This window comes from Salinicola peritrichatus (genome assembly GCF_003206715.1).
GTDB classification, from domain to species: domain Bacteria; phylum Pseudomonadota; class Gammaproteobacteria; order Pseudomonadales; family Halomonadaceae; genus Salinicola; species Salinicola peritrichatus.
In genome coordinates this window covers 46,424-54,827 of sequence record NZ_PZJU01000050.1, presented here as the reverse complement: position 1 = coordinate 54,827, position 8,404 = coordinate 46,424, and the positions used below count along the sequence as shown (strand labels likewise).

General features: G+C 63.7%; 8 protein-coding genes. 1 reads left to right on the top strand and 7 read right to left on the bottom strand.

All coding sequences use genetic code 11. The features are described from left to right. Positions 1-3: 3 nt before the first annotated feature. From DOM57_RS17405 to DOM57_RS17380, 6 genes are all read right to left on the bottom strand, one after another. The gene (locus DOM57_RS17405; protein WP_110650449.1) at positions 4-372 is read right to left on the bottom strand and encodes a LacI family DNA-binding transcriptional regulator; all 369 of its coding nucleotides are present in this window, start codon (positions 370-372) and stop codon (positions 4-6) included. Between the two features lie 540 nt (positions 373-912). Next, complete coding sequence (locus DOM57_RS17400; protein WP_110650448.1) at positions 913-1,899, bottom strand: 2-hydroxyacid dehydrogenase; 987 nt, start codon at positions 1,897-1,899, stop codon at positions 913-915. Between the two features lie 210 nt (positions 1,900-2,109). Next, positions 2,110-2,748, bottom strand: a complete 639-nt coding sequence (gene msrQ, locus DOM57_RS17395) for a protein-methionine-sulfoxide reductase heme-binding subunit MsrQ (RefSeq protein ID WP_087720075.1) — start codon at positions 2,746-2,748, stop codon at positions 2,110-2,112. Continuing rightward, a complete protein-coding gene (gene msrP / locus DOM57_RS17390) occupies positions 2,748-3,779 on the bottom strand; it encodes a protein-methionine-sulfoxide reductase catalytic subunit MsrP (RefSeq protein WP_110650447.1) in 1,032 nt (343 codons plus the stop codon). The genes msrQ and msrP overlap by 1 nt, the downstream gene beginning before the upstream one ends. Before the next feature lie 154 nt (positions 3,780-3,933). Next, positions 3,934-5,274 (bottom strand): SLC13 family permease, encoded by a 1,341-nt coding sequence (locus DOM57_RS17385; RefSeq protein WP_239496301.1) that lies wholly within the window; start codon positions 5,272-5,274, stop codon positions 3,934-3,936. Between the two features lie 116 nt (positions 5,275-5,390). Next, positions 5,391-6,260, bottom strand: a complete 870-nt coding sequence (locus tag DOM57_RS17380; protein WP_087720072.1) for a DMT family transporter — start codon at positions 6,258-6,260, stop codon at positions 5,391-5,393. A gap of 148 nt (positions 6,261-6,408) precedes the next feature. Here DOM57_RS17380 and DOM57_RS17375 point away from each other — a divergent pair, with 148 nt between their 5' ends. Next, positions 6,409-7,233, top strand: a complete 825-nt coding sequence (locus DOM57_RS17375; protein WP_162619577.1) for a sugar phosphate isomerase/epimerase family protein — start codon at positions 6,409-6,411, stop codon at positions 7,231-7,233. A gap of 17 nt (positions 7,234-7,250) precedes the next feature. Here DOM57_RS17375 and DOM57_RS17370 read toward each other — a convergent pair whose 3' ends face one another. Further along, complete coding sequence (locus tag DOM57_RS17370) at positions 7,251-8,192, bottom strand: AEC family transporter (RefSeq protein ID WP_239496300.1); 942 nt, start codon at positions 8,190-8,192, stop codon at positions 7,251-7,253. Positions 8,193-8,404: the final 212 nt, after the last annotated feature.

Genomic DNA, 8,404 nt, shown 5'->3' with positions numbered 1-8,404 from the left:
TTTTCAGACAGAGCGCAGGAAGCGCGCCTGGCGGGCCAGGCTGTCGCCGCTGCTGGCCAGAAAGGGAACGTAATCGGCGTCCTGCAGTGTCTCGTCGATACCCGCCATCAGGGCACCGAAGAACGGATTGGCGATATCGTGGACGACGACGCCAAGCGTCGCCGTGCGAGCGCTTCTCAAGGTCGCCGCGCCACGATTGTAGACATAGCCCAGCTCTGTCATCGCTTCCTGAACCCGAGCGCGGGTTGATTCGGCAACCAGCTCGCTACCTTGCATCACCAGCGAGACGGTCGAACGGGATACGCCGGCATGGGCCGCGATATCTCTCAGCGTGACGCGCGGGCGGGATGAGTTCCTGACGTTTTCGGGCATGCTGCATTCCGTTTTGGATCGATCCAAAAAGCTGTCAGCAGGTTAGTCGTGCCATAGGAATGCGCCTATTCGCCTTTAGTGGAAAACGATGTCGGTGAACTACAAGAGGTGTTCGGGGGAGATCTTCATCACGAGAGACAGGCAAGTGCGCCACTGACTTCACCTGTCATGCCATGTCTCGATGGCATAAGGGCGATGCGTGGGCGACGAACTGTCGCCCACGCAATTTGCATGCTTGCTACTTCGTCTGACACTCCGCTTCGGCCTTGGCCGAATTGGCACAGTCATCCGTTTCTCCCCAATGGGAGATCAAGTAGATACAGCCAATCAAACTCAGCACCAAAACCACGATGGCTATTTTCATGGTGTCCCTTTGTCACTATCGGATGTCGCTATCGGAAAGACCCAATCATCGTAGTTGAAGTCCGATAGAAATCTCCGGGATCTTGCCCATTCATAAGCGCGATTCCCGAGTCATGAAGGCCGCGTTTTACCTTGATCAATGGCCAAAGTGCCGCTTTCCATAGAGGGGACGGTGTCTCAGTTCAGCCTGTCGCCCCAGGCTTCCTCATTGAACGGGCTGATCGGACGTTTGCCGTCCAGCGCGAGCATGATGTTGTCGACCGCGCGCTGAGCCATGGCGGTGCGGGTTTCGTGAGTGGCGGAGCCGATGTGCGGCAGCGCGACCACGTTGGGCATCTTGGGCAGCGGAGAATCCGCCTGCAGCGGTTCCTGCTCGAACACGTCGAGGCCAGCGCCGCGGATCTGGCCGCTTTCGAGGGCCTGGATCATGGCCTGTTCGTCGACCACCTGCCCGCGGGAGATGTTGATGAAGATGGCGCTCTCCTTCATCAGCTCGAACTCGCGGGCACCGATCAACTGGCGGGTTTCCGGGGTCAGCGGCACGATGGCGCAGACGAAGTCGGACTGCTGCAGCAGCTCGTCCAGCTCGCAGCGGCGCGCGCCCAGCTCCGCTTCCAGATCCGGTTTGGGCGAGGCGTTGGAGTAGAGAATCTTCATGCCGAAACCGAGGGCGCCGCGGCGGGCCACCGCCTGGCCGATGCGTCCGAAGCCGACCATGCCCAGCGTCTTGCCATGGACGTCGCTGCCGAACTGCTCCGGTCCGATGCTGGACTTCCAGTCGCCGCGCTTGACGTACTCGGCCAGCTCCACCACCCGGCGGGCACTCGCCATGATCAGCGAGAAGCCGGTATCGGCGGTGGTTTCGGTGAGCACGTCCGGCGTATTGCAGAGCAGGATGCCGCGACGGGTCAGCTCCTCGACCGGATAGTTGTCCACACCCACCGAGATACTGGCGATCGCTTTCAGGTTGGGCGCGGCATCGAGCAGTTCCGGGGTCATGTTGACCCCCGCGCCGATCAGCCCATGAGCTTGTCCCAGCGCCTCGCGGAATGCCGGATCGTCGGCCGATTCGAGCTTGCCGAAGTAGTCGACGTGAAAGCGTTCGCGTAGCTGGTCGAGTTGCTGGTCGTTGAGGCGACGGTACGCCAGGATGCGCTTGCTCATGAAAGACTCTCCGGCTGAAAAATCGAAATATCCGCAGGCGACGACATCGCCGCCTGCGAGGTGAGGGACGCACGAGCTTACCGACAAACCCGGCCCCCTGAGGCAGTGCTTCGACGAAAGTCTAGCGGGAAGGACGCGGTCGGAGACAAGTCCGAACGAAGGAATCTTGGTGTTTGTCACCGGTCACGCGCCCAGCAGGCGCTCGACGCGTTATACGGAGGCCCGCCCGGGCCGCTTGATCAATTGGCGGAATTTCGGCAGCTGCCGGGCGATGGGCGGAATGCGCAGAATCATCAACAGGGCGCCAACGGCGGCATAGAGGCTCCACTGCTCCAGGTCGGCACGGACCACCCAGAGAAAGTGCAGCAGCCCCAGACCCAGCACCAGGTAGACGATCTTGTGCAGCGTCTTCCAGCGCTTGCCCAGCTTGCGCATCGACCACTTGTTGGAGGTCACGCCCATCGCGATCAGCCCGACGAGAGCGAGCATGCCGACGATGATGTAGGGGCGTCGGACGATCTCGCTGCCGAGCCGGGAGAGATCCAGCCCGAGGATGAAAACGGCGTAGCAGAACAGGTGCAGCAGCGCATAGGTCAAGGTCCACAGGCCGAGCTGGCGGCGGATCAGGGTGAAGCCTTTCCAGCGGGTCAGCTTGGTCAGCGGGGTCAGGCTGAGAGTGGAAAACAGCATCCACAGTATGCCCTGGCCGATGTTGAGCAGCAGGTAGCGGCCGGGTTCCGGGCCGGCGGCGTTGATCGCGACCTGCGAGCTCCACCAGGCCAGCGGCACCAGCGCGGCGATGAACACCGCGATGCGCCAGAGCGTCAGCGTGTAGCGGGGCGTCGGCATCAGAAGTTCTTCCTCAGATCCATGCCCTGATAGAGACTCGCGACCTCCTCGGCGTAGCCATTGAACATCCGCGTATCGATGATGTTGGGATTGAACAGGCTGTTGGGTAGCCGGCGCTCGGTGGCCTGGCTCCAGCGTGGGTGATCGACCTCGGGATTGACGTTGGCATAGAAGCCGTACTCGTCCGGGGCGATCGCCTGCCAGGAGTTCACCGGCTGCTCTTCGACCAGCGAGATCCGCACGATCGACTTGATGCTCTTGAAGCCGTACTTCCACGGCACGACCAGGCGGAAGGGCGCACCGTTCTGGTTGGGCAGTTCGCGCCCGTACATGCCGAGCCCGAGAATCGCCAGCGGATGCATCGCTTCGTCCATGCGCAGGCCCTCGGTGTAGGGCCAGTCGATCAGCGCGAACGAGGAGTCCTGGCCCGGCATCTGTTCCGGTGCGACCAGTGTCTCGAACTTGACGTACTTGGCCTTCGACGTGGGCTCGGCGCGTTTGATGACGTCACCCAGCGGAATCCCCAGCCACGGAATGACCATCGACCAGGCCTCGACGCAGCGCAGCCGGTAGATGCGCTCCTGCAGGCGGGAAGGCTTGGCCAGATCCTCGAGATCGAAGCGCCCGCCGTTATTGACCTCGCCGTCGATCACCACGCTCCAGGGCTGGGTCTTGAGCGCGTCGGCATTGCGGGCGGGGTCGCCCTTGCCGGTGCCGAATTCGTAGAAGTTGTTGTAGTGGGTGGCGTCGTCGAAAGGCGTGAGTTTGTCCAACTGGCGATCGGCAGGCACCACGCTTTCCCATTCGGCGTTGGCCAGCTTGGGCTCGAGCCAGCCTGGCGGATTGCCGGCCGGTACGTCCTGATAGTCGGAGGCGGCCGCCAGAGCGCGTCCCGACAGTGCCAATCCTGCTCCTGCACTCAGGCCCAGGCCAGCCAGCCCGCCCATGAAGCGGCGACGCGAGAGGTAAACCGATTCCGGGGTGACGTCCGATTCGCGCAGGTCGCCGGGTTTGGCAATCTTGATCAACATGATGAGTCTCCAACCGCCGATGATGGCATAGGGTGGATACGCTGGCGGTGCGCGCCTGGATGCGTGTACCGAGACGCCGGCGTACGCCGTGACACCGCATGAGGCTCAGTTTAGGTGATCCATGCCCCGTCCTGCCGGAAAACGCCGGTCGCGTTCAGATCACGCCCAGCCAGCGCCACCAGATGAAATCGAGCGGCCACAACAGCAGGATCGTGACCACCGCCAGCGGCAGCGTGATGCGCATGGCCTGACGGATGCTCACGCCGGAAGTGAGCAGGCCGATGATCAGCGGCGGCGACTGATAGGGGAACACCACGGTCGAGAATCCGATCACCTGAGACATCACCACCGCGGAAGGCGACCAGCCGGTGACATCGGCCAGTTGCGGTGCCAGTGGCGTCATCACCGCGGGAACGCCGGGCAGCGTGACCAGCATGCCCAGGATCGTGCCGATCACCGAGAGCCAGGCGAAGTTGCCGGCAGTCGATTCGGGCGAGAGCGGCAACACGTCGAGAAGCTGGCCGGCGATCGCCTCGCCCAGCCCGCTGTCGTGCGCCAGCGCTCCCAGGCTGACGATCCCGGCGACGTAGATGAACGGTTCGAGGTTCATCTGCTGCAACGGTCTGGCCGGCAGCAGCCCGCTGCCCGGGAACAGGCAGACCAGCGCCACCAGCATGCCGATCCAGGCCGGCGAGATGCCGTGCCAGGCATCGGTCATCCACATCACCACGGCGAAGGCCAGCAGCACGCTCATCAGATTGCCGCTGCCTCCCAGCCTGGACGGCGGCTCGGCCGTAAAGGGCGACGGCGCCACGGCGCGGAACTGCCACAGGATCAACCCCATGATCAGCACCCACTTGAGCAACCCCAGCACGGGAAAGTGCAGCAGCAGATATTCGCCATAGCTGGGCGAGAAGCCGAGCACCGCTTCGCTGGCCCCCATCAACACATTGTTGGGCACGTTGGCCGGCAGAATCGTGAAGGTGGGCAGAAAGCTCGACATGATGCCGCTGAGCAGGACGCCGCTGCGGCCCGGATTGCCCGGGGCGTAGCCGAAGCGGTCGGCCAGAGTCAGCAGGATCGGCACCAGCAGCACGATCCGGCCCATCGCCGACGGCATGAAGAAGGAGGCAATCAGCCCCAGCAGCCCCACGCCGACGACCGCCTGTGGATAACCTGACGCGAGATGAGGTCCGATCCGGGCGGCGACGCGTTCGCCCAGGCCGGTGTGATTGATCGCGGCGCCGATCACCATGCCCGAGAACACCAGCCAGGTCGCGGCCGACTCGAAACCGGCGAACGCCGTCGAGGCCGGCGCGACCTTCGCCACGGTGCAGAGGGTGAAGAAGATGAGCGCCGTCAGCCACTGCGGCAGCCAGCCGGTGGCCCACAGGCCGATGCACAGCACCACGACGATGCCGGCCTGCAGGACCGAGCCGTCGGCGCTGCCCAGCAACAGCCAGCCGAGCGCGCCCAGCAGAGCCAGCAATGACATTCCCTGACGCCAAGGCAAAACGGTAATCGAAGAGGACATCACGACAGATCCGAAGGCGAGCGAGGCGGCAGTATACCAGCGTGAAAAGCGACCATCGGTCGAATCGGGGGGCTGGATCAGCGCTGCAGACTCAGCAGAGTAATGGTGATCAGAATGATCGCCATGCCGAAAAGTTGCAGCGGGGCGAGAGTCTGTCCCAGCACGACGAATCCGAACAGCGAGGCCGTGACCGGCTCCACCATGGCGATCATGGAGGCCGCCGAGGGGGACGTCCGTCTCAGCCCGGGCAGATAGAGATAGAAGGAGATGCCTGCGCCGAACAGTCCGAGCAGCAGAAACCCGTAGGCGTCGCCGGTGAACGGCACTTTCTGCATCTGCCCGATGTCGACGAATGCGAACAGCAGCAGCGTCAGGGTCAGGAAGGCGATCGTCAGGACCGCCTGCGCCGGTCCCTGGGCTCTGGCGTAGCGAAAGCCGAAGATGAACAGGGCGTAGGACAAGCCGGACAACAGGCCGCAAGCGATACCCCAGACCGAAACCTGGCCCGTGCCGCTGCGCAGGATGTCGGTCAGCAGCACGATACCCACCATCACCGCCGTGATCGACGCCCATTTGCCTAGCGTCGGCTTCTCCAGACCGCATGCGAACGACACCAGAAAGACGAACAGCGGCGCGGTGTACATCAGCGTGGCGGCGATCGCCACGTTGGCGTTCGAGATGCTCAGGAAATAGAAGGTGAAGTTGCCGGCCACACCAACGCCAGCCACGACCGACCAGGCGATGAGCCGCCAGTCGAATCGCAGGTTGCGCAACGGATGGAGGACGAACCAGGCCAGCATGCAGACCAGGCCGATCGCGCCGCGATAGAAAGAGATGACGTAAGGATCCCAGCCCTCGTCCATCAGCAGGCTCGCAACGCCGCCCGACAGGCCCCAGAACATGGCTGCAAGCGTGATGTGGACGGTGCCCTTCACCGAATTCGACATGGTTTGATGCCCTCCTTGGCAGATGTTGTCTGTCGTCAGCGTAGATGACGAATCGGATTCGCGAACCTGTGGCGTCGTGACGGTTTCCTTCTAGGCTGAACATCCAGACGGGCCAGATGGGTGGCTCCTGCCAGCCGGGAGAGAATGCGTGAAGCAGGTAACGACAACCGCGATGGCGACGCTCTGTCTGAGCGGAGAATTGACGAACAAGCTGGAGGCGATCGCGCGGGCCGGATTCGACGGCGTGGAGGTTTTCGCCGATGACCTGCAGTCGAGCGGTCTGGCGCCGCGAACCGTGGGGGAGCGTTGTCGGGAACTCGGACTGACGGTCGTCGCGCTACAGCCGTTCCGCGATGCCGAGGCGCTGCCGCCGGCATGGCATCGGCAGATGCTGGAGGAAGCCAGGCGACAACTCGATACGCTGGCCGATCTCGGTGGCGACTTCCTGCTCGCCTGCAGCAACACCCGCGAAGAAGCCCAGAACGACCGGGGCCGATCCGCCGACAGCCTGCGCGACCTGGCCGAACTGGCGGCCGAACGGGAGATGCGCGTGGGCTTCGAGGCGCTGGCCTGGGGACGGCATGTCTTCGACTATCGCGAGGCGTGGCGGATCGTGCAGCGGGCGGATCATCCGGCGCTTTCCATCGTGCTGGACAGCTACCATATCCTGGCTCGCGAACTCGAGCTGGAAACCCTCGCCACGATTCCTGGCGACAGAATCGGCCTGGTGCAGCTGGCCGATTCGCCGTGGCCGCGCGGGCAGGATCTGCAATCGCTGAGCCGCCATCGACGGGCGTTTCCCGGCGACGGCGAATTACCCATCGAACGCTTCATGGAGGCATTGGGCAGGACAGGGTACGCCGGGCCGCTGTCGCTGGAGGTCTTCAGCGATGCATTGGCGGTCATGCCGACGGGCATGGCCGCGCTCCAGGGCAAGCACGCGCTGGATTCGCTACTGGCTTCGCAGCCGTAACAGCGCCTCGTTCGGCGCTATACCAGCCACAGATGGCTCAGCCAGATTCCCAATGCCAGTGTCAGCGCCGACAGCACCGTCGCCATTACCATCGCCGCCGTGCCCAGCTCGCCGAACCCGTAGCGCTGGCCCAGCAGCGGATACATCGAGAGCATCGGCGCACAGGCGAAGACGATGGCGGCAGTGGCGAATACCGGATCGAGCCCCGGTATCAGCAGTACCATCAGCAGCACGCAGAGCGGGTGCAGGGAGAGCTTGGCGAGTGCGATCCGAGTCACACGCTTGACCATGCCGCGCACGCGCAGGCCGCATAGCGTGCCACCGATGACGAACAGCGCCACCGGCGAGGACGAGGCGGCGAGCATCTCGAGCACCCGGGCAATCGGAGCCGGCGGGTGCAGGTTCAGCGCGGCGAGCAGCGTGCCCACGGCGATGGCGATGATTAACGGATGGCGCAGGATGCGCAGCGCGACCGGTTTCGCCGTCTTCCACACGCCGCCCTGGGCCTGGCGGCCGAGCTCGGCGAGTACCAGCGCCGTGGGAATCACCAGCAGATTCTCGATCAGCATGTTGAGCGCCAGGGCAATGCCTGCCGTGGGGCCGACCACCAGCACCGCCACCGGATAGCCGATGAAGCCGCTGTTGGAGGCCGACGTGCCCAGGGCATACATCGCCCGGCGCTCCAGCGGCGCATTGCCGCGCAGCGTTACCATGGCGAAGGTGATGGCGAAGGCGAGCCCGGAACCCAGTCCGTAGACCAGCAGATAGGGCACGTTGAAGACCTCGTCCAGCGGACGCTGGAGCAACGCCTGGATCACTAGCGCGGGCAGGGCGATGTTGATCACATAACGGCCCATGCCCTGGATATGGGCTTTGTCGACGATGCGCTTGAGCACCGCGAGATAACCGATGCCCAGCAGGATGAAGATGGGAACGATGGCGCCGAAGATGGTGTTCACGAAACGTTGACCGCTGCCAATTAGACTTATGCCTAATAGCATGAGCCCGAGACGGGCTACCGGCAAGTGGATTCACTCGTACGGCGCCCGTCGTCCTCGGTCAGCAAATGTTTGCAATCAGCGTTGCCAGCCGATGACCTCCAGCGCGCGCTGGCGATGCGCCTCCGTGATCTGGCCGACTGCCCGCCGCGAGCTTTCAGTTGACCTGCTGG